23 protein-coding genes are annotated in these 23,455 nt (G+C 65.8%); 9 read left to right on the forward strand and 14 right to left on the reverse strand.

The genetic code is table 11. From position 1 onward, the window contains the following. Positions 1-102 precede the first annotated feature (102 nt). A complete protein-coding gene (gene aceB, locus LJ760_RS04775; RefSeq protein WP_227920002.1) occupies positions 103-1,701 on the forward strand; it encodes a malate synthase A in 1,599 nt (532 codons plus the stop codon). Here the strand turns inward: aceB and LJ760_RS04780 are convergent. Beyond that, entirely contained in the window at positions 1,698-2,717 is a 1,020-nt protein-coding gene (locus LJ760_RS04780) for an alpha/beta hydrolase (protein ID WP_227920006.1), read from the reverse strand. The two genes, aceB and LJ760_RS04780, sit on opposite strands and share 4 nt — an antisense overlap. After that, positions 2,714-3,859 carry an alcohol dehydrogenase catalytic domain-containing protein gene (locus LJ760_RS04785; protein WP_227920011.1) on the reverse strand — a complete coding sequence of 382 codons (1,146 nt, stop codon included), beginning with the start codon at positions 3,857-3,859 and terminating at the stop codon, positions 2,714-2,716. The genes LJ760_RS04780 and LJ760_RS04785 overlap by 4 nt, the downstream gene beginning before the upstream one ends. Positions 3,860-4,025: 166 nt before the next feature. Between LJ760_RS04785 and LJ760_RS04790 the strand changes: the two genes are divergently transcribed. Beyond that, entirely contained in the window at positions 4,026-4,481 is a 456-nt protein-coding gene (locus LJ760_RS04790) for a helix-turn-helix domain-containing protein (protein ID WP_227920015.1), read from the forward strand. Between the two features lie 123 nt (positions 4,482-4,604). Then, complete coding sequence (ald, locus tag LJ760_RS04795) at positions 4,605-5,723, forward strand: alanine dehydrogenase (protein WP_227920019.1); 1,119 nt, start codon at positions 4,605-4,607, stop codon at positions 5,721-5,723. Positions 5,724-5,776: 53 nt separating this feature from the next. Here the strand turns inward: ald and LJ760_RS04800 are convergent, their stop codons facing one another. Further along, positions 5,777-7,111 (reverse strand): MFS transporter, encoded by a 1,335-nt coding sequence (locus LJ760_RS04800; protein ID WP_227920020.1) that lies wholly within the window; start codon positions 7,109-7,111, stop codon positions 5,777-5,779. Between the two features lie 439 nt (positions 7,112-7,550). Here LJ760_RS04800 and LJ760_RS04805 point away from each other — a divergent pair, with 439 nt between their 5' ends. Then, on the forward strand, positions 7,551-7,919 hold the full coding sequence (locus LJ760_RS04805; protein ID WP_227920021.1) for a hypothetical protein: 369 nt from the start codon (positions 7,551-7,553) through the stop codon (positions 7,917-7,919). 1 nt (position 7,920) lies between these two features. Here the strand turns inward: LJ760_RS04805 and LJ760_RS04810 are convergent, their stop codons facing one another. Continuing rightward, the gene (locus LJ760_RS04810) at positions 7,921-8,511 is read right to left on the reverse strand and encodes a TetR/AcrR family transcriptional regulator (protein ID WP_227920031.1); all 591 of its coding nucleotides are present in this window, start codon (positions 8,509-8,511) and stop codon (positions 7,921-7,923) included. Between the two features lie 112 nt (positions 8,512-8,623). Between LJ760_RS04810 and LJ760_RS04815 the strand changes: the two genes are divergently transcribed. Continuing rightward, on the forward strand, positions 8,624-9,184 hold the full coding sequence (locus tag LJ760_RS04815) for an NADPH-dependent FMN reductase (protein WP_227920929.1): 561 nt from the start codon (positions 8,624-8,626) through the stop codon (positions 9,182-9,184). A 59-nt stretch (positions 9,185-9,243) separates the two neighbouring features. Here the strand turns inward: LJ760_RS04815 and LJ760_RS04820 are convergent, their stop codons facing one another. Next, positions 9,244-9,432: a hypothetical protein gene (locus tag LJ760_RS04820; protein ID WP_227920034.1), complete on the reverse strand. Its 189-nt coding sequence runs from the start codon at positions 9,430-9,432 to the stop codon at positions 9,244-9,246. A 31-nt stretch (positions 9,433-9,463) separates the two neighbouring features. Next, positions 9,464-10,423 (reverse strand): lantibiotic dehydratase C-terminal domain-containing protein, encoded by a 960-nt coding sequence (locus LJ760_RS04825; RefSeq protein ID WP_227920036.1) that lies wholly within the window; start codon positions 10,421-10,423, stop codon positions 9,464-9,466. Between the two features lie 472 nt (positions 10,424-10,895). Here LJ760_RS04825 and LJ760_RS04830 point away from each other — a divergent pair, with 472 nt between their 5' ends. Both LJ760_RS04830 and LJ760_RS04835 read left to right on the forward strand, forming a co-directional pair. After that, positions 10,896-11,864, forward strand: coding sequence for a helix-turn-helix transcriptional regulator (locus LJ760_RS04830; protein WP_227920037.1), 969 nt, complete (start codon positions 10,896-10,898; stop codon positions 11,862-11,864). 100 nt (positions 11,865-11,964) lie between these two features. Continuing rightward, positions 11,965-13,260, forward strand: a complete 1,296-nt coding sequence (locus tag LJ760_RS04835) for an aminotransferase-like domain-containing protein (RefSeq protein ID WP_227920038.1) — start codon at positions 11,965-11,967, stop codon at positions 13,258-13,260. A gap of 24 nt (positions 13,261-13,284) precedes the next feature. Here the strand turns inward: LJ760_RS04835 and LJ760_RS04840 are convergent, their stop codons facing one another. From LJ760_RS04840 to LJ760_RS04855, 4 genes are all read right to left on the reverse strand, one after another. Further along, positions 13,285-14,766 (reverse strand): dihydrolipoamide acetyltransferase family protein, encoded by a 1,482-nt coding sequence (locus LJ760_RS04840; protein WP_227920039.1) that lies wholly within the window; start codon positions 14,764-14,766, stop codon positions 13,285-13,287. A 46-nt stretch (positions 14,767-14,812) separates the two neighbouring features. Then, positions 14,813-15,790 carry an alpha-ketoacid dehydrogenase subunit beta gene (locus LJ760_RS04845; protein WP_227920041.1) on the reverse strand — a complete coding sequence of 326 codons (978 nt, stop codon included), beginning with the start codon at positions 15,788-15,790 and terminating at the stop codon, positions 14,813-14,815. Continuing rightward, positions 15,787-17,013, reverse strand: a complete 1,227-nt coding sequence (pdhA, locus tag LJ760_RS04850; protein WP_442860632.1) for a pyruvate dehydrogenase (acetyl-transferring) E1 component subunit alpha — start codon at positions 17,011-17,013, stop codon at positions 15,787-15,789. The genes LJ760_RS04845 and pdhA overlap by 4 nt, the downstream gene beginning before the upstream one ends. 143 nt (positions 17,014-17,156) lie before the next feature. Then, positions 17,157-18,296 carry a histidinol-phosphate transaminase gene (locus LJ760_RS04855; protein ID WP_227920044.1) on the reverse strand — a complete coding sequence of 380 codons (1,140 nt, stop codon included), beginning with the start codon at positions 18,294-18,296 and terminating at the stop codon, positions 17,157-17,159. A gap of 41 nt (positions 18,297-18,337) precedes the next feature. Between LJ760_RS04855 and LJ760_RS04860 the strand changes: the two genes are divergently transcribed. Beyond that, positions 18,338-18,769, forward strand: a complete 432-nt coding sequence (locus LJ760_RS04860; RefSeq protein ID WP_227920047.1) for a phage holin family protein — start codon at positions 18,338-18,340, stop codon at positions 18,767-18,769. 38 nt (positions 18,770-18,807) lie between these two features. Here the strand turns inward: LJ760_RS04860 and LJ760_RS04865 are convergent, their stop codons facing one another. The 3 genes from LJ760_RS04865 to LJ760_RS04875 all read right to left on the reverse strand — a co-directional run bounded on the left by LJ760_RS04865 (position 18,808) and on the right by LJ760_RS04875 (position 20,404). After that, positions 18,808-19,152: a hypothetical protein gene (locus LJ760_RS04865; protein ID WP_227920050.1), complete on the reverse strand. Its 345-nt coding sequence runs from the start codon at positions 19,150-19,152 to the stop codon at positions 18,808-18,810. A 65-nt stretch (positions 19,153-19,217) separates the two neighbouring features. Then, positions 19,218-20,147, reverse strand: a complete 930-nt coding sequence (locus tag LJ760_RS04870; RefSeq protein WP_227920061.1) for a WXG100 family type VII secretion target — start codon at positions 20,145-20,147, stop codon at positions 19,218-19,220. A 2-nt stretch (positions 20,148-20,149) separates the two neighbouring features. Continuing rightward, positions 20,150-20,404, reverse strand: coding sequence for a hypothetical protein (locus tag LJ760_RS04875; RefSeq protein WP_227920063.1), 255 nt, complete (start codon positions 20,402-20,404; stop codon positions 20,150-20,152). A gap of 268 nt (positions 20,405-20,672) precedes the next feature. On the opposite strand from LJ760_RS04875, the gene purB reads away from it, so the two are divergent. Then, positions 20,673-22,088 (forward strand): adenylosuccinate lyase, encoded by a 1,416-nt coding sequence (purB, locus tag LJ760_RS04880; protein WP_227920066.1) that lies wholly within the window; start codon positions 20,673-20,675, stop codon positions 22,086-22,088. A gap of 89 nt (positions 22,089-22,177) precedes the next feature. Here the strand turns inward: purB and rlmN are convergent, their stop codons facing one another. Then, positions 22,178-23,428: a 23S rRNA (adenine(2503)-C(2))-methyltransferase RlmN gene (gene rlmN, locus LJ760_RS04885; RefSeq protein ID WP_227920069.1), complete on the reverse strand. Its 1,251-nt coding sequence runs from the start codon at positions 23,426-23,428 to the stop codon at positions 22,178-22,180. Between the last annotated feature and the right edge of the window lie 27 nt (positions 23,429-23,455).

Here is a 23,455-nt window from a genome sequence, read left to right on the forward strand (position 1 = left end):
CTTGTAATTCCACTTCCCAGACAATAATATCCACGATACGGAAGAAGTAACCGGCATCACTTTTATTTGCTGTCCACCGGCATTGCCACAGGGAGAATCATTATGGCCATTGAAGTAACCGACTCCTCGCCCGCCGAAGGATCGGAACACATCCTGACCCCCGAAGCGCTGGAATTCATCGAGGAACTCCACCGCCGCTTCCGCAGCACCCGCGACGAGCGGCTTGCCGCCCGCTCCGTCCGCCGCGAGGAAGCCGCCTCCACCGGCCGGCTGGATTTCCTGCCCGAGACCGCCGATATCCGCAGCGGGGACTGGAAGGTGGCCGAGGCGCCCGCCGCGCTGCAGGACCGCCGGGTGGAAATGACCGGCCCGGCTTCCCCCGCCAAAATGGCCATCAATGCCCTGAACTCCGGCGCCAAGGTCTGGCTGGCCGACCTTGAAGATGCCTGCACCCCCACCTGGCACAACGTGGTGGATTCGCAGGTGAACCTCTACCGTGCCGCACGCAACGACCTCTCCTTCACCTCACCCGAGGGCAAGGAGTATGCGCTGCGCACCGATGCCCCGCTCGCCGTCGTCGTAATGCGCCCGCGCGGATGGCACCTGCCCGAAAAGCATGTGCTGATCGACGGCGAACCCGCCGTTGGCGCCCTGGTGGATTTCGGACTCCACTTCTTCTCCAATGCCCGGCACCTGCTGGACAACGGACAGGGACCGTACTACTACCTTCCCAAGATGGAAAGCCACCTGGAGGCACGCCTCTGGAACGACGTCTTCAACTTCTCCGAGGAGTACGTGGGCGTGCCGCAGGGCTCCGTCCGCGCCACCGTCCTGATCGAGACCATTCCGGCCGCCTTCGAAATGGAGGAGATCCTCTACGAACTGCGCGATCACGCCTCCGGCCTGAACGCCGGGCGCTGGGATTACCTCTTCAGCATGATCAAGGTCTTCCGTGATGCAGGGAAGGCCTATCTGCTGCCGGACCGGGCCGACGTCTCCATGACTGCACCCTTCATGCGCGCCTACACCGAACTGCTGGTGAAGACCTGCCACCGCCGCGGCGCCTTCGCCATGGGCGGTATGGCCGCCTTCATTCCCAACCGCCGCGAACCCGAAATCACTGCAAGCGCACTGGAGAAAGTGAAGGCCGACAAAACCCGTGAGGCCGGGGACGGGTTTGACGGTTCCTGGGTGGCCCACCCGGACCTGGTGCCCGTCTGCCGGGAGGTCTTCGACGACGTCCTGGGCGACAAGCCGAACCAGGTGGACCGCCAGCGCGAGGACGTGTCCGTGACGGCCACCGACCTGCTCGATGTCAGCACCGCCGGAGGCTCCATCACGGAAGCAGGACTGCGGTCCAACCTCTATGTGGCCATCAACTACGTTGCCGTCTGGCTCTCCGGCAACGGTGCCGTCGCCATCCGCAACCTGATGGAGGACGCGGCCACTGCGGAGATTTCCCGCTCCCAGGTCTGGCAGCAGGTCCGCAACAACGTGGTGCTCGAGGATACCGGCGAGACCGTCACCGAGGAATTGGTCAGCCGGATCCTGGCCGAAGAAACGGAACGGCTGCGCGGAGAGGTGTCGGACGAAATGTTCACGGGTTACTTCGAGCCGGCCAGCCGGATCATCGGGGAGATCAGCCTGTCCAAGGACTACACGGACTTCCTGACCCTGCCGGCGTACGAGCTGATCGACTAGCCCTCGGGCGGGCGGGCCTTGCCGAAGTGCGGCAGGGCCCGCAGGTAACCGCTCCCCCAGCGGGTGATTGCGTTGTACGCCTGGGCCCGGACCGCCGGTGCCGACAGGAACACGTCGTGCATCGCATTGGAGATCCGGTCCACGCTCACGGTGGAGCCCAGGGAGAGCGAGCGGTGAGCCACCACGTTGACGTCCAGCACGACGTCGGAGCGCGCCGCATCTTCCGACCAGCGCGGATGCAGGTAGCTGTTGTCTGACAGCAGCACCAGCACAGGCAGCTGCAGCTGCAGTCCCGCGGCGACCGTTGCCTGGGCGGAGAACACTGCATGCAGGAAAGCGACCGTGACCGGGAACCCCCGCACGGGACGCCAGTCGGTGTCGTAATGCCATTCCCCGCCGAACGCCGCAGACACCGTCCGGGTGTAGATTCCGGGATCAACCGGCGGCAACGGGCGGCGCGGGTGATGCTGTGCCTCCAGGCTGACAAGCGGTGAAATAACCCGGCGGGCCAGTTCCGTGGCCTGGAATTCCAGCCACGGGCTGTTCAGGATCAGGGCTGCGGCCCGGCCGGAGTGGCGCTGCGCCCAGAGCGCCAGCGTCAGGCCGCCGGTGGAGTGCCCAAGCAGGATCAGCGGTCCGGCGTCTGCCGCGTCCTGCCCCATGGCTTCCAGTGCTGCACCCACATCCGCGTCATAGTCGCGGAGGTCCTGGACGTATCCGGGTTCCTCCCCCGGGCGGAGGCTCCGCCCGTAGTTGTGCAGGTCAAGGGCGAAGAACCGCGCGCCCTGCCCGGCCCAGTAGCGCGCCAGTTCGGTCTGGAAGAAGTAGTCCGACCAGCCGTGCACGTAGAGGACATCCGGCGGCGGGCCGGACGGTGTTGGGCCGGACAGCGGATCCGGCGGCGTGTAGCGGACCAGGGTGGCAACCTTGCCGCCGGGCAGGTCCAGGGTCAGCTGGTCGAATCCTTCGCCCAGGATGTCCGGTTCCCACCGGCGCCGGGGGCGCGGTTTGCTCATGCAGAAGCGCCGTCCGGCTCGAAGCGGATGACCTGGCGGATGGCGAGGCCGTCCGCCAGGGTATCCATGGCCGAGTTGATGTCCTCCAGCGCAATGGTGGAGGAGACCAGTTCCTCCACCGGCAGTTTTCCCTCCCGCCACAGCTGCGCGTAAACCGGGATGTCCCGGGCGGGAACGGCGGAACCGAGGTAGCTGCCGATGATGGTCCGGGCTTCTGCGGTCAGCGTCAGCGGCGTGATTTCGGAGGTTTGGTCCGGGGCCGGCAGCCCCACCGTGACGGTGGTACCCCCGGGGGCGGTGATCCGTACGGCCGTTTCGAAGGCGCGGGGATGCCCGGCAGCCTCGATCACCAGGACGGGGCGGATGCCGGCGTCGAGCGCCTCCTGCGGCGTGTACACCTCGTCGGCGCCGAGCTCCCGGGCGCGTGCCAGTTTCTCCGGCAATGAGTCAATGCCGATCACACTGTGCACATCCAGGGACAGTGCCGTCAGGAGCGCAGCCATGCCGACGCCGCCGAGCCCGACGATCGCGACGTCGTCGTCCTTGCCCGGACGGGCCGGGTTCAGCACCGCGCCGCCTCCGGTGAGGACGGCGCACCCCAGCAGGGCTGCCACGTGCGGCGGGATGTCGTCATCTACGGGCACCACTGACTTCCGGTTGACCACGGCATGCGTGGCGAAGCCGGAGACGCCTAGGTGATGGCGTACTTCGCCGCCGTCCGCGGCGGTCAGCCGCATCCCGCCGTCGAGCAGCGTACCGGCATTATTCGCTGCGGATCCCGGGATGCAGGGCATCTTGCCCTCGGTCCGGCAGCCTGCACATTCACCGCAGCGGGGCAGGAAGGCCATCACCACGCGCTGTCCGACGGCGAGGTCGTCCACGCCCTCGCCCAGCTCCTCCACCTTTCCCGCGGCCTCGTGCCCGAGCAGCATGGGCAGCGGCCTCACCCGGCTGCCGTTCACCACCGACAGGTCCGAGTGGCACAGGCTGGCAGCCTCGATGCGCACCATGATTTCACCGGGCCCGGGCGGCTGCAGCTGGAGGTCCTGGACCACCACCGGCCGGGACTGAGCGTAGGGGCGCGGGGCGCCGATGGTCTGCAGGACCGCGCCGCGGATGGACCTGGTGCTCTCGGTGCCCATGAACTCTCCCTCGAGTAAATTTCGAACCGGCTTCCGGTCCCTTTCGATACGCCAGCCCTATTCCACCACGAAGAACCCGGGCCGTCCCGCTGTTTCCACTGCCCGAACCGCCTCAACACGGCATCGGTGCCCGCCCGCCCGCCATTCCACTGGCAAGATTAGGGCCATGAATGAGAGTTCCAGGACCGTACCGGCGCTGCCGGACAAAGACACCCTTGCGCTGAAGCGCGCGCTGGCTGCCGGCGATGTCACCGTCTTCGTGGACGGAACGGCGCTGCGGCTGCCCGACGCCGCCCGGGACGCTGTGCTGGACCTGCTGTCGCGTCTCGCGGCGGGCGCCCCCGTGACCGTGTCCTCGGAGCCGGCGGCGCCGGTGGATCCACCGCTTCCGGCCGGATCTGTGCCGCTGCTGACCACTTCCCAGGCGGCCGCTGCCGCCGGCATCTCGCATACCTACCTGCGCAACCTGACGGATGCCGGGATTATCCCGGTCCAATACCGCGGTTCGCACCGCCGCATCCGGATGGAGGACGTCCAGGCCTGGCTAGAATCGCAGGCCGCGAGGGCAGCCAAGGCAGCCGGGGAATCAACCGGGAACAGCGCGGAGGCTCCCGGCGACTGATACCGGAAGTCCGCCGGTGGAAAACCGGCTTCCGGTGCCACTGCACGGCCGTGTGGCGGGGACCTATGCTGGGGATGTGTCGGCGGACACCCCGCCGGCTGACCCTACTGACGGAGCAATACTGTGATCATCGGTATCCCCAAGGAAATCAAGAACAATGAATTCCGTGTAGCAATAACCGCCTCGGGCGTGCACGAGCTGCGCTCCCATGGCCACCAGGTGCTGGTACAAAGCGGTGCCGGCACCGGCTCGAACATTACGGACGCGGAATACACCGCCGCCGGGGCGCAGATCCTGGACTCAGCCGACGACGTCTGGGCGCAGGCAGCCATGATCCTCAAGGTCAAGGAGCCCATTGCCGCCGAATACCGGCATTTCCGGCCGGGCCTGATCCTCTTCACTTACCTGCATCTGGCGGCGGAGCCGGAGCTGACGGCTGCACTGCTGGACCGCGGAGTCACGGCGATCGCCTATGAGACCGTGCAGCGCGGCCGGGCCCTCCCCCTGCTGGCGCCCATGTCCGAAGTAGCCGGGCGGCTTTCGGTCCAGGTAGGTGCGCAGTCCATGATGGCCCCGGCGGGCGGGCCAGGCCTGCTGCTGGGCGGCGTTCCGGGTGTCCGGCCGGCCAAGGTCGTAGTGTTGGGGGCCGGAGTGGCCGGGACCAACGCGGCGGCGGCCGCCGTAGGCGCCCATGCGGACGTTACGGTCCTGGACATCAATATCGACCGGCTGCGGGAACTCGATGAGCTGTATGCCGGCCGGATCAAGACGGTGGCATCCAACGCTTTCGAGATCGAGCGGGCCGTGGTGGATGCGGACCTGGTGATCGGCTCGGTACTGGTCCCCGGGGCACGGGCTCCGAAGCTGGTCACCAATGAGATGGTTTCGCGGATGAAACCGGGAAGCGTGCTGGTGGACATCGCGGTGGACCAGGGTGGCTGCTTCGAAGACAGCCACCCCACCACGCACGAAGATCCGACCTTCCGGGTGCACGGTTCCCTGTTCTACTGCGTGGCCAACATGCCCGGTGCGGTTCCGAATACGTCCACCTACGCGTTGACCAACGTGACCCTGCCGTACGCGGTTTCGCTGGCCAGCCTCGGTGTGGCCGGCGCCTTTGAGAAGCACCCGGACCTCGCGCACGGGCTCAATATCGCCGGCGGCCGGGTCACCCACTCATCGGTCTCTGCAGCCCACGGGTTGGAGCTGGCCTCGGAGTGGCCTGATCTGGTGACTTCCTAGCAGTTCCACCGGCGACCGTCCGGTCCGCAGCCGTGCGGACCGGACGGCGGCTGTTAATGAACCGGTGCGGCAGCCTTGGGGCTGGGTCCGCGAAGGACCGGCTGGCCCAGCATGGAAATGATGACGGCGCCCAGCGCCATTGGGATAACGAACAGGAAGTACAAATCTCCGGGCGTCCATCCGCCGTCCATCAGGGAACCGGCAAGGATCGGCGAGATGATGGCGCCGATGCGGCCCATGCCGATCACCAGTCCCAGGGCGGTACCGCGGACCTCGCTCGTGTAATAGGTGGGGCTGATCGCCAACATGCCGGCGATGGGCGCATTGGAGCCGAACCCGACCAGCGCTGCCGCGAACAGGGCCCAGCCAAGCGAACCATTGGTCGAGTTGGCGAACACGACGAAGGTGGCGGCCCCAATCACGAAGAACACGGCCAGGACCTTGCGCATGGGGAAGCGTGCCCCCAGCAAGCCCAGCAGGACGCCGCCGACAATCGCGCCGACGCTGAAGAGCACACCTGCGTTGATGCCGTCCTGGGCGGTAAAACCGCTTTCCGCAATAAGTCGAGGGGTCCAGGAGTTCGCGAAGTAGAAGCTCGCCATGAGGACAAAGTAGGCCAGGGCCAGCAGGATGGTTCGGCGCGCGTTGTAACCGGTAAGGACATCCGCAAAACGGGATTTGTTCTGCTCGACGGTGACGGATTCCGGCAGCACATCCACGGCAGGCTGCCCGATGGCCCGCAGGCTGCGGTTGACCCGTTCCAGTGCGCCTGCCGGCCGGCGGGTCAACAGATAGTCGACGGATTCCGGGAATACCTTCATCACCAGCGGGATCATCAGGAGGGTGACGACGGCGCCGAACAGGAACGCGGAACGCCAGCCGTATTGGCTGATCAGGACACCGCTGATCAGGCCGCCGAGGACGCCGCCGATCGGCTGCCCGATGCTGACGAGGGACAGGGCGGTGGATCGGCGCTTGGCGTTGGAGAACTCAGAGGCAAAGACGCTGATGGTGGACTGGAGCGTTCCAATGGCCACGCCCGTCAGGAGGCGCAGAATCAGCAGCACCGCATAATTCGGGGCGAAGTAGGAGGCCAGCATGCCGGCGGCGACAATGCAGACGCCGATCAGCAGCGTTTTCTGGCGCCCGATAATGTCGGAGACCGTCGAGACGAAGATGGATCCGACGGCCATGCCCACCAAAGCGGCGCTGAGCAGGTAGCCCAGCTGTGCACCGTTCAGTCCCCATTCTTCGGCCACATGGCTGGCACTGAAGGCCATGACCAGGACATCGAAGCCGTCGATCATATAAAGGGTGGTGCAGATGGCGATAATAGCCACCTGCCGGGGGCTCATCCGCGAATCTTCGATCCGTTCCTTAATTTGCACCAAACAAAGCTAACTGAGAACTACGTCACTAAAAGATTCCATGTCGCCGGACGTCGGAATCGTTACGGACCCGGCACCGGCCTAGCAGGCCGCGGCGCCTCCTGAGCCCGCTTGTCCGGCGTGGATACTTCACAATAGGATGACCATTGGTCAAGACGTGGCCACAGGCTGTTTGCCAGCCGCACCCAACCTTTAAAACCTCCGAGGAACCAGTGCCGTTTTGCCACGTCTGCCCACGCGACGCCTTTTTCCTAAGCGCCGCTAGCACTCCGATTACGCGCTTGACTGCCAGCCCCCGCACATCCCGGGCCGCAGCGTGACTGGGGCCCGCGAGGACGAAACAGCTTCAGGCCTTCCATCCGGCCCGAACCCCGTATCCGGTTCCGAACCCGGCGCGGCACCCGGCTACTTCCCCCGCCTCCTTTCGGCAGCTGCCCACGTGACCCACCTTGCCTCAGACAGTGCGCTGGAACGGTTCGGCCTGAACCAGGGCAGCTTTCACCTGCTTGGATGCCTTGCCGCGGCTGCTGCTACGGAAGCCGTGCTGGCCGAGACGACCGGCCAGTCCTCAACGGCTATTCGGAGCGATCTTCTGAACCTCCAGTCCTGCGGATACTCCGCCCGGGACGGGTCCGGGACCTGGTCGGTTACCGAGGCGGGCGTCAAAGTCATGGAGTGCGCCAATCTGGCACAGGCGGAAGCGACCTTGGACGCAGAGGACAGCCAGGAACTGCGGCAGGCGCTACGCGCCCTCATCTCCTCGCTTCGGCTCGAGCAGCCCGAAGGCGGGACGCACCAGGAACCCTGAGCTACCCGGGGCGGGCGAGTGCGCCCACCAGCTCCTCCCACCCCTTCTCCAAGCGGGGCAGGCTCATGCCTTCCTCAGCCCGCAGGTGGAGAAGCAGGCCTGCATCCAGGAAGGCCATCAACTGGTAGGCGGCGAGTTCCGGGTCCGGAACCGTACCGGCCAGCCGGAGCAGCCCGGCAAGGTGCCGGCGTGCAAGGCTTCGGGATGGATGCTGGTAGCGGGTCCGGGGATCGACGTCGGCCGCCCGGGCCAGCTCTCCGGTCACGGTCAGCGATGCCAACCGTGCCCGGCCGAAGGCGAGCAGCCGGTCCCTGGGCGGCGCTCCTGGCCCCAGCGGGGGCGGGCCGAACAGGTAGGCCGTCCGGAAACCCTGCTCGGCATGGTCCAGCAGCGCCTGCATCAAGCCGGCACGCGAGCCGAAGCGCCGGAACACCGTCCCCTTGCCCACCCGGGCCCGCTCGGCAAGATCATCCATCGTCAAGGCGTCCGCACCGCCGGCGGCTACGAGTTCCACGGCCGCTTCGAGCAGGCGGTGATGATTCCGGGCGGCATCCACCCGGATACCCGCTTGTGATGGTCCTCTCCCGCCCATGCGGGCCAGTGTAGCGCCGTGGGGAATAAAATCGGACTGTAGTCCGCTTAAGGCCTTGAAGAAGAATCCGTGCCCGTGCCCCCAAGGCGGCGCGGCCAAGACAGGAGTTCCAATTTTGAGCACCACCATCCTGACCCTCGTCGGCAGCCTCCGCGCCGGTTCCATCAACCGCCAGCTCGCTGAAGCCGCTGCCGCCGGCGCTCCGGAAGGCGTCGAAGTGAAGCTCTTTGACGGGTTGGGCGAAATTCCGTTCTACAACGAGGACATTGATGTGGAGGGGCTCGTCCCGGAGGCAGCACAGGTACTGCGCGACGCAGCCGCTGCGTCCGACGGCCTGCTGCTGATCAGCCCCGAGTACAACGGCACCATGCCTGCAGTGCTGAAGAACGCCATTGACTGGCTGTCCCGCCCCTTCGGCGCAGGCGCCATCTCCGGTATGCCCACCGCCGTCATCGGTGCCGCCTTCGGCCAGTACGGCGGCGTTTGGGCGCAGGACGATGCCCGCAAGTCGGTCGGTATTGCCGGCGCCCGCGTAGTCGAGGAAGTACGCCTGGCCATCGGCGGATCCGTAACGCGTTACGCCGGACTGCACCCGCAGGACGACCCGGACACCGTTGCCCAGCTCGGCGAGGCCGTCCGCGTTCTGGCTGAGGCTTCAGTCTCCGTAGCCTAGCCACAGCAGACAGAAAAGAGGGACGGACCGCTACTGGTCCGTCCCTCTTCGGCGTCCTGCTAGTACCAGACCTCGTCCGCCCAGGCCGCGTCCCTCAGGTATTCACGCGCCGGGCCGACATTCCAGGCTTCGCCGTAGGGCGCCAGGACTCCGCTGTTCTTCAGATCCGCCAGGACGTCTTCCGAGCAACCGAGGACCGAGCCGAGCTCCTGCGCGTCCGCTACCACTACTTCTTCATGATCGGCCACCGGATGGGCCCCCTTCCCATAGTGCGCAGGTTCAGCGCTTATCGAGCAGAACTGATTCCCGTTCCGGACTCCAGGTCCGTGCGTACAATCCCATGGCCGCTTCCTCGCGGAGGCTCAGGCCCAGGCGGTTCAGAAGCATGTGCGCCTGGTAGACCGTCAGGTGCTGGGCGCTTCGGCTGAGCCGGGCCTTGTCCGCCCGATACAAATACGTGTCGATGCCCCGGAACCAGCGTCGCCGCCAGTTTTCGACGGCGGATTCCGCTGCCGTCGCTGCCATCAGCCGGTGGGTCGGCATGACCTTTGCGCCCACCTGGACCGTCATGGCCTGCCGTACACCGGCGGCCCGCGGGCCGAACCCTGCCGTGCAGCTGCGCAGGTGACTGTCCCAGTAGTAGTCCCAAGAGAGGCGGCGCCGGTCCGGCCATGCTGATGCCCGGGGGCCTTTCATCATGCTCCGGGCCGCATCGAACAGCAGGAGCGATCCAAGTGCCCAGCGGTTCTGGACCTTGGGAAAGCGCGCGGTGGCCCAACTCGCCAGATCGGAAGAGAGCTCAAATACCTCTTCGGCGAGGGAAAGGCCCTCCACGCCGCCGTATTTCGCGAGGTCTGCTTCGACGCGCGGGTCCTGCGGTTCACCGCCGCCCGGGCTGAGCCGGTCCGTCGCCGGCTCGCTGAACTGCTGGCTGGTTTCCAGGTGCCCGATGACACCGCTGGACTGGTCCTGCAGGGCCACCAACAGCGACTGCAGCCGGTCCAGCGTGCTCGAAGGTGCCAGCACCCGGAGTTTTACGTGTGCGTTGGCCGGGTCCGTGCACCGCGTGAAATACCAGCGCTGCGCACCCAGAACCTGGGCCTGAGCCGCCAGCGGGGTAACCAGTTCTCCGATGATGCCGTCCGCTACATCAAAGCCCCCGGTATGAATGGAGAGCGACCACCAATGAGTGCCCGGTTGCGTCCGTGAGGCTGGTCGAACTGCAGCTAGCTGGCTCATATGCGTCTTTCCCCTCGGGGTGCGGTTACCGCCACTGGGCGGCCTTGCAGTGTTCTAGTTACTTGTGTTTGACCCCTTGGGGGCCCTCAGTTAGAACCAATCCCAGCTCTTCATGATCGCTATCCCCCTTGGGTCTTGGGCTGTTGCTCAGCCGGCGCCTTGATTTGACTCCGAAAGCTTCCCCCGCCGCTGCACGGCCTGTAAATAGCCTCCGCTGCCCGGTTCCTGACATGTCCGGATGTGGACCCGGCAGGTTCCTTATCCCGGCTGCAGCCGGGATAAGAAAGCGCCATGACCTGAGGTTTTCCGCGGCAGGAGCTCGGCGCCGGCGTCGTTGGCATTAACCGGCCATGTCCTGCATTCCAAAGTGTGTTGCCGTCATAAAACACTTTTGTCACATGGGGCCCCGAAACCGGGCCCCATGGGTAGGGTAGCTGTGGGGGCTACAGCTGATGCGTTGAAAGGATTCGCCGTGCTGTCTCAGGTTTCGCTCGACGTCTACCGCTTTGCCGTAAGCCGTCCGGGGTGGACGGCGGAGGAGGCTTCCGAGGCCTTGGGGTACACCAGCAAGGTAATCGACGGCGCCATCTCCGAACTGACCGCAAGCTGCCTCCTGCTGCAGCAGGACGCGGACTGCCCGAGCTACACGGCGGTTTCCCCTGATGTTGCACTCGCAGAACTGGTGGATCCGGACGAACGGACGCTGCTGGAACTGCGCGGAAGAATCAGCACCCGCCGGCGGGAAATGGCGGCATTGACCCCGGCCTACGCCGAGGCACGCAAGCGCCTGGCCGCCGATTCATCGGTGGAGGTGGTCGAGGACCAGGAGAAAGTCCAGCGGGTACTGATCGAGTACGGGCGCAGCGCCACCGACCGTGTCCTGATCGCCCGTCCGGGACAGGGTGCCAACGCAGACATCCACGAGGAAAGCGTGCAGAAGGACCTGGATCTCCTGCGCAGCGGCGTCCGCCGGCAAACGCTGTACCACGCGAGCACGCGGGACCATGTGCCCACCCGCAAGGCCGTAGAAGTTATTACCCAAGCAGGAGGGCAGTTCCGCACCCTTCCCTATATGCCGCTGAGAACCCTGATTTTCGATGACAAAGTGGCGGTGGTGGCCCGGGATCTGCACCCCGGCGACGTTGCCGGGCTGGTAGTGCGGGATACCAATCTGATCCGCATCTTCGGGTTGCTCTTCGAGTTTGCATGGGGCTTGGCGGAGCCGTTCCTGATTGACGACCCCGGCAGGGAGGGACTCACCAGCACCCAGCGGTCCGTCCTCACGGCGCTGGCCTCCGGTTATTCGGATGAAGCCATTGCCCGACGGGTTGGCATCAGCGTGCGGACCTGCCGCCGCCACATCGCCTGGATGCTGGAGGAGCTGGGTGCCGAGAGCCGGTTCCAGGCCGGGATCAAGGCCCACAAGGCCGGCTGGATCTAAGCTCCGCCGGCTGACCGGGTTCAGCCGGACCCAAGGCCGGGGGTTGGTGTACTAAACAGCCGTTGCCTGACGGTCAACTATTGGGGTTAGCATGGGTGGCATGACCCGCGAGGAATTCTCCGATGCCGTAGAACTGCCCGTTGACACCATGGCCGCTTTGGAACGCGCCGCCGGCTCCCATCGCCACGAGGTGCTGTTCTCCAACCGCGCCTTCCACATCAAGCAGTCCGCGGTACGGGATGTCTTCGACATTTCCATCCGTCCGGGCCTGATTTCCCTGGCAGGCGGGAGCCCCTATCTGCGTTCGCTCCCACTGGAAGACCTCGGCCGGACCGCCCAGCGCATTATTGCGGAACACGGGCTGGAGGCGCTGCAGTACGGCGGCGGGCAGGGGATGGAAGAGCTGCGCACGCAGGCATGCGAGGTCATGGCTGCCGAGGGCATCCTCGACGCCGATCCGGCCGACATCGTCATCACCACCGGTTCGCAGTCCGCGCAGGATGTCGCCGCCAAGGTCTTCTGTGATCCGGGAGACGTCATCCTCTGCGAGGATCCCACGTACGTAGGGGCGCTGAATGCCTTCGAGGCCTACGAGGTGGACGTACGCACCGTTCCGATGGACGACGGCGGCCTCGTCCCGGAGGCACTCGAGCAGCGGATCCGCGAGGTACGTGCCGAAGGCAAAACCATCAAGCTGCTCTATACGATCCCGAGCTTCAACAATCCCAGCGGCGTCACCCTGACCGCCGACCGCCGGCAAGCGGTGGTGGAAATCTGCCGGCGGAACAACATCCTGATCCTGGAAGACAATCCCTACGGCCTCCTCCGGTTCGACGGCGAACCCCTGACCCCGATGCGGGCAGGGAACGCCCAGGACGTGCTGTATTTGGGCTCGTTCTCCAAGATCTTCGCCCCCGGAGTCCGGCTCGGCTGGGCGCTGGTCCCCCGCCACCTTTACCGGCGGTTCTACCTCGCCTGCGAGGCCGTGGTCCTCTGTCCCTCGCCTTTGACCCAGATGCTGGTCTCTGCGTACCTGCGCGAGTACGACTGGATGGGCCATGTGCGCAGCTCCCGCAGCCTCTACGCCGAGCGTTGCTCCGCGATGCTGGACGCATTGGACGAACACATGCCCAAGGGCGTCACGTGGACCCGACCGGACGGCGGGTTCTTCATCTGGGTGACGCTGCCCGAGGGTGTGGACACCTATCCCCTGCTCTATGAAGCGATCGACGCCGGGACGGTCTTCATTCCGGGCGCGGCATTCACGCCAGGCGAGGGCCCCTCCAACAAGCTGCGGCTGGCCTTCAGCGCGGTCTCCTCCGAAGACATAGCCGAGGGTGTGCGCCGGCTTGCACCGATCCTGAGTGCCGCCGTCGACGCCGTAAGGGTTCGCTGAAGACCCGCACGGTGCCGTAAGTGCCTAATCCAGGAGCAGTGCAGGCTCTTCCAGGATTGAGGCGACGTCCGCCATGAAGCGGGCAGACAGGTCGCCGTCGACCACGCGGTGGTCGAAGGAGCCGCCCAGGGTGGTGATCCAGCGCGGCACCACCTCGCCGTCAACTACCCAGGGCTTCTGCTTGATGGTGCCGAACGCCACGATGGCCACCTCGCCGGGATTGATGATCGGGGTGCCTGTGTCGATGCCCAGCGAACCGATGTTCGTGACGGTCAGCGTGCCGCCCCGCATATCGGCCGGCGGGGTCCGTCCCTCTCGGGCCGTTGCCGCCAGGGTGTTGAGGGCGATTGCGAGTTCCTTAAGGGACAGTTCCTGCGCGTCCTTGATGTTCGGCACCATCAGTCCCCGCGGGGTGGCGGCCGCAATACCGAGGTTCATGAAGTGCTTTACCAGGATCTCGTCGCCGGCCCAGGTGGCGTTGACGGAGGGATTCCGTGCGGCCGCCCAGATGACGGCCTTCGCCAGGATCAGCAGCGGTGAAACCCGGATGCCTTCAAAGTCCTTGGCCGCCTTCAGCCGCTTCACGAACTCCATGGTCCGGGACGCATCCACATCGACGAAGATGCTGACGTGGGGTGCGCTGAAGGCGCTTTCCACCATCGCCTTTGCAGTGGCGCGGCGCACGCCCTTGACGGGGATCCGTTCAATCCGCGAATCAATGGCACCGGCACCCGGGGACCAGAACTCGCCGGCCGACTCGCGCTCTGCTTCACGCTGGGCCTGGTAGCTGATCAGGTCCTGCTTGGTCACCTCGCCGCTGGCTCCGGTGGCGGTGACGTCCGACAGGTTGATGCCCAGATCCTTGGCAGCCTTGCGTACCGGCGGTTTGGCCAGCACGCGCTGGATCAGCCGGTTGACCCGGTCCTGGACTGCTGCGGTTCCGGACGACGCCGGGGCCGAAGCCGCCGGAGATGCGGGAGTTGCGGGAGCGATAGGAGCCGGGGCGATAGGAGCCGGGGCGGCGGGAGCGGCCGCAGCCGGCCGTGCGGCTGGTTCCGGCTTCGCGGCCGCCGGCGCACCGGAGGACACGGGGCGGCGCGGGCGACGACGCACCGCGTCCGGCTTGGGGCCGGTGCCGGTCAGCGAGGCTGCCGGAGCTTCCCCTGCCGGTGCGAACGGCATGGGATTTGTTTCCGCGGGAACCTCTTCCGGGGCGGACGCTGCAGGCTCCCCTGCCGCCGTCGGCGCCTTGGGCCCGGCGCCGTCGTCGACCGTCACGCTGATGATGGGCGTGCCGACGTCGACCGTCTCGCCTTCCGCAACCATCAGGGCAGAGACCGTGCCGGCGAACGGGGAGGGAAGTTCCACCAGGGACTTCGCCGTTTCGATTTCCACGATCACGTCATTGACGGCAACCGTGTCCCCCGGCGACACCTTCCACTGCACGATATCGGCTTCGGTCAGGCCTTCGCCCACGTCCGGCAGGCGGAATGTCTTTTCAGTCATTGCAACTCGTTCTTCGTCATGGGGTGTAGGCGGGCGGGCAGGCGCATCAGTAGGCGAAGGAGCGGTCCAGCGCCTCAAGCAGGCGGTCGATGTCCGGAAGGTAATGTTCCTCGACCTTCGCTACCGGGTAGGGCATGTGGAAGCCACCCACGCGAAGCACCGGAGCTTCCAGGGACAGGAAGGCGCGTTCCGCCACCCGTGCGGCGATCTCGCCGCCGATCCCGCCGAAGGTAGGGGCTTCGTGGGTGACAATCAGCCGTCCCGTCTTCCGCACGGACTCGGTCACGGTGTCGAAGTCGATGGGCGAAATGGACCGCAGATCCACCACCTCGACGGACCGTCCGTCCTCTTCAGCCGCTGCGGCCGCTGCCAGGGCGACGGGGACCAGCGGGCCGTAGGCGACGATGGTTGCGTCGGTTCCTTCGCGGACAATATGGGCAGAGAACGGATCCGACGTCGGTGCGGTGGTGTCGACGTCGCCCTTGAGCCAGTATCGGCGCTTGGGTTCGAAGACGATGACCGGGTCCTTGCAGGCCACGGCCTGCTGGATCATCCAGTAGGCGTCCTGGGGGTTCGACGGCGTGATGATGCGCAGCCCTGCAGTGTGGGCAAAGAGCGCTTCGGGCGATTCCGAGTGGTGTTCGATGGAGCCGATGCCGCCGCCGTACGGGATCCGGATGACCACGGGTGCGCTGAGCGCCCCCTCGCTGCGGGAGTGCATTTTCGCCAGCTGGGTGGTGATCTGGTTGAAGCCCGGGAAAACGAACCCGTCGAACTGGATTTCGCAGACGGGCAGGTAGCCGCGCAGGGCCAGGCCGATCGCGGTCCCGATGATTCCGGATTCGGCCAGCGGCGTGTCCATAACGCGGTCCGCACCGAAGTCTGCCTTCAGGCCCTCGGTGACCCGGTACACGCCGCCCAGGGAACCGATGTCCTCGCCCATCAGCAGGGAGTTCGGGTGGGATTCGAGGGCTGCGCGCAGACCGGCGTTGATGGCCTTGGCCATGGTCATGGTGGTGCTCATGCGGTGTGCTCCGGGGCGGCGGGGTTGGTGGTGGCGGGGCTGGCGTCGTCGTCGGCGCCGGCGAATCCGGCTTCGTACCGGCGATGCTCATCCAGCTCTTCGCGGATTAGCGGATGGGCCTCTGCGTAGACATCGGCGAAGGCGTCTTCAAAGCCCGGCGCCTCCATCTGCTGGACGTTCTCGCGAAGCCGGACGGCCATGTTGCGGCCCTCCTCGCGGAGGTCCTCAAAGAACGCATCATCGGCAAGCCCCTGGCTGCGCAGGTACTTTTCCATCCGAAGCAACGGGTCCCGGTCCAGCCAGGCTTCCTCGTCGGCGCTGAGGCGGTATTTGGTGGGGTCGTCCGCCGTCGTATGCGCGCTCATCCGGTAGGTGAAGGCTTCAATGAGCACCGGACCACCACCCGAACGGGCGTGCTCCAGCGCCCAGCGTGTCACGGCGTGGACGGCCAGGACGTCGTTGCCGTCAACGCGCACTCCGGGGAAGCCGTAGCCCTGTGCCCGATTGGCCAAGGGGATGCGCGACTGGACTTCGGTGGGCACGGAGATGGCCCAGTGGTTGTTCTGGCAGAAGAAGACCACCGGCGCGTTGTAGGACGCGGCAAAGACCATGCCTTCATGCACGTCGCCTTCGGAGCTCGCCCCGTCGCCGAAGTACGCGACAGTGGCTGCCTCGGGCAGCTTGGGGTTCGTCAGCCGGTCACGGGCCATTCCCATGGCATAGCCGACGGCGTGCGGCACCTGGGCAGCCAGCACCAGCGTGTAGAGGTGGAAATTGGCTTCGCGGGGGTCCCAGCCTCCGTGGGAAATGCCGCGGAAGCGCCGGAGCAGCTGGGCGAGTTCCAGGCCCCGGGTGTAGGCGACGCCGTGTTCCCGGTAGGTGGGGAATACGTAATCCTGCGGCTTCAGGGCCCTGCCGGAACCGATCTGCGCGCCTTCCTGGCCGGTGAGCGGAACCCACATCACCAGTTCGCCCTGCCGCTGAAGGGCGGTGGCTTCTTCATCGAACCGTCGGACCAGGAACATGTCGCGGTAGAACCCGCGGAGTTCCTCGGAAGTCAGGCCCTGGACGTAGCTGCCATAGGTATCGTCCTGCAGGAGCTCGCCGTCGATACTCAGCAGCTGAACCATGTCCGGGACAGGGTTTTCCTCCGGAGCACCCATGAGGGATTGCTCTAGTCCGGCCGAGTCGAACTCACTGGCCGGCAAATGTCCTACGTCCATGCCTTCTCCTTGCCTGGACAGCCGAAAGCCGCACCGCGCTGGAAATATACTTCGCAGGGAATACATTCCCTGTGTCGCATATAAGTGGAAGTTACCTTCCAAAGCCTAACGACGGCGCGGCTTCCGCCCCTACCTAAGACACGCTAGGAAACGCGCGGGCCTTTTGTATAAGTCGCACATAACGCCAGGAACCGCGTGTTTGCTTCCTCTTCGCCGATGGTCACTCTCACACCTTCGTTGCCAAAGGCCCTGACAGCCAGTGCCTGTTCCCCTGCCAGCGCTGCAAACTCGGGGGTGTTTTCGCCCAGGGCCAGCCAGACAAAGTTCCCCTGCGCAGCCGGAATGGACCATCCCAGCGCCTCCAGCCCCTCCACCACCCGGGTCCGCTCGGCGACGAGTCCTTGTATTCTCTCCACAATTTGCTCGTGGTGCCGGAGGGAGGCCACAGCTGCCTGTTCGGCGATGGTGGACACGGCAAACGGGACTGCCGCTACCCGGAGGTGCTCGGTGATCGGCGCGTGCGCAATGGAATAGCCCACGCGCAGTCCGGCCAGTCCTGCACCCTTGGAGAAGGTCCTCAGCACCACAACGTTGGGATGCTTGCGGTACATTTCGACACCGTTGACGGCGTCATCGTCCCGCACGAAATCCTCATACGCTTCATCGATGACCACAATGATGTTGGTGGGAATCCGTCGGAGGAAGTCCTCCACCTGTGCTGTCGTCAGGACCGGGCCGGTCGGGTTGTTGGGGGTGCACAGCAGGATCACCTTGGTCCGTTCCGTGACCGCCTCGGCCATGGCTGCCAGGTTGTGAGTGCCGTCGGAGTTCAGCGGTACCTGGACGCTCCGGGCACCGGCCAGGCCAACGCTGATGGGGTACGCCTCGAAGGAACGCCAGGGGTAGATAACCTCGTCTGCTGCTCCGTCCGGGTTCTGTCCGGCAAAGGTGGCGAGCAACTGGTTCAGTGCTCCCAAGCTGCCGCCGCCGGTCACAATGTCTTCCGCTGGAACGTCCAGGAAGGTGGAGAGTTCATTGCGCAGGGCAGTGGAAAGCGGATCCGGATAGCGGTTCACCGTAGCGGCTTCGTTTATCGCATCCAACACGGCCGGCAGCGGCGGGAACGGGTTCTCGTTGGAAGAGAGTTTGTAGCTCTGAAGTCCTTCGACAACCACCGGCGGCTTGCCCGCGGCGTATTGGGGCAGCTGCCCGATAACGGGCCGTGGGGCGATGCCGGGTGCGGGAACTTCAGCTGCGTCGGTGTCATTCTCGGTAGTGGTCATGGCGTTAACAGTAATGGTCCATTTTCTGCCAGCATGGGGGCATGTTCTCTCTGTTGCTGCGGATAGTCCTGAACGCCGTTGCCCTCTGGGTAGCCGGGTGGCTTTTGCCGGGCCTCACGGTGAGCGCGCCGACCGGGAGCCTCAGCGGTGATCCGGTGATAGATACGGTGCTCGCGTATCTTTTTGTGGGCCTGATTTTCGGCGTGGTGAACGCCCTGGTCCGTCCCATCGCACAGGGACTGACCTTGCCGTTGGCCATCCTGACCCTGGGGTTGTTCCGCATAGTCATCAATGCCGCCATGCTCGAGCTCACCGCCTGGCTCAGCAGCTACACGCCCATCCGCTTCGAGGTTGATTCCTTCTTCTGGACAGCCGTTCTGGGCGCTGTTGTCATCAGCCTTGTGTCGCTGGTCCTGGATACGGTCACTGGCGGGCGGAGCCGGAACCGGAGCTACAGCCGGAGCCGCGACTAGCCGCAAGCGGGAGGCGAACCGTTTCGGTCGTCCGGATGCTAGGGCCCGACGGGCGGACGGTAGTCCTTCCCCGGCGAAGGCCTCGGCACAACCCTCACTTCCCGCTGCGGCAGTTCTTCCCTGGAGAGACGGTACAAGTGCCTGGTGGCAACGCTTCCGGCTGCGACAGCGGCACCGAGGGATGCCACAGCCGCCCGCAGCGACGCATCATCACTGGCGTCTGCGAGTGCGGCACCCCGGCGGTAATTGTCCAGCCGGTGCCCGGGACCCAAACCGGCGTCCTCGCCCTCGGGAGTGGCCGCCGGATCGGTCAGTGTCATGGTGACCCGGTCCGGTGTGTCAGGATTCGGGATGCCGTCGATCCCGGGCACCCAGTCCTGCACATGCTCCAGGTGCAGTGCGGGGACGCCCGGGGGCAGGTCCGCGGCTCCCGTGTGGCTGCCTGCGGTCAGCAGGGGTACGCCACGTTGTACTCGCTTTCCTCGGCCAAGTATGCGGCAACGCGGATGGCGTGGTCCCCGCCCTGGCTGTAGCCGGAAAGGATGACGACGTCCTCCGCTTCAGCCCCGGCCAGCCGCAAGGCCTCCCGCACTCCCGCCGTAACGTACGAACTGTCTTTCAGGGACGGTTCGAAGACACCCATGGCATCGAACGGGTTCTCGCTTCCGGGGGAAATGCCGGGGCTCTGCGTACCGGGAAGGGTGACAACAAACGTCTTCCTTCCGTCGCTCCCCGTGACCGGCAGGACTTCGATCACGCCTGGCCTGTTTTCCCGCAACAGCACCTCCGACCGCTCCAGCAGGCCGGCAGCAGTTCCGTCCAGGCGTACGCGGCCTTGTTCACCGGGCAGCTCGGATACCTCCACCGGCCGCAGCTTCCCCCTCCCGGCTCCGTAAAGCAGGAGCAAAGCAGCGTTCATCAAGGTTTCGGAGGCCGGATCGGCAAGGCCCATCTCCGACTGGCGCAGGGTGGGGAACCACCACTCAGCCCGCGGATAGGGGCCGCGGGCAAACCAGGGGTTCACCGGGAACAGGCCGATGGAAGGCGTCCGTTCCTTAACCCGGCCTTCCGCTTCCGCATAGGCACGGGCACTTTCGCGCACCCCGTCCGTAAGGGCGTCGACGGCGACAGCGGAGGTTTTCAGGGTCTGGGCCGCCTCCAGTATCCGCAACCTGACCCGGGCCGTCGCCGAACTTCCGCCCCACCCGCCCATTTCCAGCCAAAGCTCCGTCACCCTCTGCCCGAGCAGCCGCAGGCGGTCCGTGGTCGACTCCAGCCTGCCCGCAACCCGGACCAGGTCCTCGTACTGGACAAGGAGACCTGCGGCCCCGCCCCGCACCTCGTACAACGGCCGGTCGCAGGTTCCTATCTCCGCCATGGTCAGCTCCCCGCAGCCAACATGAGCGGATCCTGCTGCAGCTCGCCCGCGGCGAACCGCAGCTGCAGCGAAACGTCGGGGAACCGCTGCGCTACGGCCAGGAGCTCCTGCCGAAACGCGTCTGCCGCGGGAGACTCCCACTGGACGACTGCGGCGGCGGCAACCTCGCGCTCCAGCTCGTCGGTTTCTACTGCGAACGCCAAAAGCAACCGTTCCGTCTCCGCCGCGTAGGCCGCAGCAGCCATTTGGTTCATCATTTCCTCCCACGGGTGACGTAGCGTCCACAGCCAACCTGACCCGGCCCAGGCCTTCCGGGGACGGGGACTGCTCAAGAACGACGCCGGTCCCTCAAGGGTGCCGGGCATGTCACCGGACCGCGGCGTTCCGCACACCTCCGGTGGAAAGAACCGGGCCTGTGTGCGGCGGCGCCCGGCTGTCGAGGGACAGTGGCCGGCCAGGGCAAAACCGCCGAGCAGCGATGAGTCACACACCAACGTCGCTGCCCCGGCATGAAAGAATTACCGCATGGCCGAATCCGAACCCCGTGTATCCCTCGCCTCCGTAACCCCCGCTATCGCCCTGGGCCCGCTGGACGGCCGCTACCGCAGCGCCACCGCGCCGCTGGTGGACTACCTGTCCGAAGCCGCGCTGAACCGGGACCGGACCCATGTGGAGGTGGAATGGCTGATTCACCTGACCTCCCACGCCGTCCTGCCGGGCACCGCGCCGCTTACAGAGGACCAGCAGAACCAGCTGCGGGAAATCGTGACGAGCTTCGACGGCAACTCCGTGGCCGAGCTGGGCGAAATTGAAAAGCGCACCGTGCACGACGTCAAGGCCGTCGAGTACTACATTGCCGACAGGCTGCCGGCCCTCGGTCTCGAGAACCTGAAGAGCCTGGTGCACTTCGGCTGCACATCCGAAGACATCAACAACCTTTCCTACGCCCTCGGCATCAAGGGCGCCGTCGAAAACGTCTGGCTGCCGGCCGCGCAGGACCTGGTGGACCAGATTGCCGCGATGGCGGAGGACACCCGCACCGTGCCCATGCTGTCCCGGACGCACGGACAGCCGGCCACCCCCACCACTTTGGGCAAGGAACTGGCCGTCACCGTCCACCGCCTCACCCGCCAGCTGCGCCGGATCCGCAACACTGAGTTCCTGGGCAAGATCAACGGCGCCACCGGAACGTACGCCGCCCACTACGCAGCGGCTCCGCAGACCGACTGGCAGCAGGTGGCCCGCACCTTCGTGGAAGGCCTGGGCCTGGCCTGGAATCCGCTGACCACGCAGATCGAATCCCACGACTGGCAGGCAGAGCTCTACGCAGACATCGCCCGCTTCAACCGCATCCTGCACAACTTCTGCACGGACGTCTGGAGCTACATCTCCATCGGCTACTTCGCGCAGGTCCCCGTGGAAGGCGCCACCGGCTCCTCCACCATGCCGCACAAGGTCAATCCGATCCGCTTCGAGAACGCCGAAGCAAACCTGGAAATCTCCAACGGCCTGCTGGACACGCTGGCTTCCACCCTGGTCACCTCCCGCTGGCAGCGCGACCTCACCGACTCCTCCTCGCAGCGCAACATCGGTGTGGCCTTCGGACACTCGGTGCTGGCCGTTTCCAACGTCGCCAAGGGACTCCAGCGGCTGCACGTCGCCGAGCAGGTCCTGGCATCTGACCTGGACTCCAACTGGGAGGTGCTCGGGGAAGCCATCCAGATGGTGATGCGCGCCGAAGCCGTGGCCGGCGTTGAGGGCATGGAAAACCCCTATGAGCGGCTCAAGGACCTCACCCGCGGCCACCGCGTGGACGCCGACCGGATGAAGGAATTCATTGCCGGCCTTGGCCTTCCCGCCGAGGCGGAGGCCCGCCTGCAGGCCCTCACCCCGGCCAAGTACACGGGCATCGCGGACGTCCTGGTGGACCACCTCAAGTAGGCTGCCCGCTTTAAGCCAAAACGACGACGGCGGGAGCCGGGCTCGCAGCCCGGCCTCCCGCCGTCGTCGTTAAACCTTTGTTCCCGGTGCTAGTCCGCCGCGGCGAGCTGGCCGCAGGCCCCGTCGATCTCCTTGCCGCGGGTGTCGCGGATGGTAGTGGGGATGCCGGCGTCGATCAGGTGGTTGATGAACTCCTGCATGACCTCGGGCTCCGGCGACGTCCAGATGGAACCGGGCGTGGGGTTCAGCGGAATGGGGTTCACGTGCACCCAGCCGCGGCCGCGGGCATTGAGCTTCTTGGCAAGCAGGTCCGCACGCCAGGCGTGGTCGTTCATGTCCTTGATCAGCGCATACTCGATGGAGACGCGGCGGCCGGTGACGCGGTAGTAGTTGTACGCGGCGTCCAGGGCCTCGTCCACCTTCCACCGGCTGTTGACCGGGATCAGCTCGTCGCGCAGCTCGTCGTCCGGGGCATGCAGGCTCAGTGCGAAGGTGACCGGGATGTTTTCCTCGGCAAGCTTCTTGATGGCCGGCACGAGGCCCACGGTGGAGACGGTGATGTTGCGGGCGCTCATGCCCAGGCCTTCGGGAACCTCGGCGGCCATCCGGTGCACGGCGTTCATCACGCGCTTGTAGTTGGCCAGCGGCTCGCCCATGCCCATAAAGACGATGTTGGTGACGCGCTCGGCGTCGTGTCCGCCGTCACGCCGCTTGCCGCCGAGGCCGCCTTCCTTGATCACCCGGTTGGCCTGGACAATCTGGTCCAGGATTTCCGCGGTGGACATGTTGCGGGTGAGGCCGGCCTGGCCGGTGGCGCAGAACGGGCAGTTCATGCCGCAGCCGCACTGGCTGGAGACACACAGGGTGATGCGGCCGGGGTAGCGCATCAGCACGGACTCGACGAGGGAGCCGTCGAAGAGGCGCCAGAGGAACTTGATCGTGTCCCCGTTGTCCGTGGTCAGGCGCTTGATCTCGGTGAGCAGCGTGGGGAACATTTCGCCCACCAGCTCGTCACGGCGTTCCTTCGGGAGGTCGCTCATGGCTTCCGGGTCGGTGGTGTAGTGCTGGAAGTAGTGCACCGACAGCTGCTTCGCGCGGAACGCAGGCAGGCCCAGGGACTTCAGCTTCTCCTGGCGTTCGGCCAGCGTCATATCGGCCAGATGGGCCGGCGGCTGGGACACGCGCGGTGATTTGAACTGCAGCAGGGGCCGGCCGTCGGGCTCCTTGGCCTGTTCCCAACCCTCCGTGGCGGGGCGGACCTGCGGTCCGGTGGCGGTGGGAACCGAGCGGACACGGCGCAGCTCGGACTTTTTGGCGGGGGAAGATTCAACGGTTGACATCAGCACTATTCTCGCACGATTCGCATA

The sequence above is a fragment of the Arthrobacter sp. zg-Y895 genome, assembly GCF_020731025.1.
In the GTDB taxonomy this organism is placed as follows: domain Bacteria; phylum Actinomycetota; class Actinomycetes; order Actinomycetales; family Micrococcaceae; genus Arthrobacter_B.